This is a genomic window from Priestia sp. SIMBA_032 (genome assembly GCF_046535215.1).
Classification (GTDB): domain Bacteria; phylum Bacillota; class Bacilli; order Bacillales; family Bacillaceae_H; genus Priestia; species Priestia aryabhattai.
The window spans coordinates 1-320 of record NZ_JAWRXD010000334.1; the positions used below are offsets into that span (position 1 = coordinate 1).

Consider the following 320-nt stretch of genomic DNA (forward strand, 5'->3'; position numbering starts at 1 on the left):
CTCCCGTAAGCGGTATTAATCCAGACATACCACCAACATTAACAAAAGTTTGTACTCCCATTAAACTTGCAATTCCGATTGCAATTAAACTTCCAAACGGATCTTTACATTTTTGAGCAATCCTGAATGAACGAATAATAATAAGTAGCAAGCAAATTAAAATAATAGCTACACCAATAAAACCTAACTCTTCAGATATAATGGCCATAATAAAATCTGTTTGCGGTTCTGGTAAATATCCATATTTTTGCACACTATTTCCTAATCCTCGACCGTTTAGCCCTCCTGAAGCAATTCCAATAAAAGAATTTACCAATTGG

At 34.4% G+C, this 320-nt stretch carries 1 protein-coding gene; it reads right to left on the reverse strand.

All coding sequences use genetic code 11. From position 1 onward, the window contains the following. On the reverse strand, positions 1–320 hold a 320-nt coding region (locus SB717_RS34645; RefSeq protein ID WP_410907392.1), incomplete at both ends, for an FtsW/RodA/SpoVE family cell cycle protein.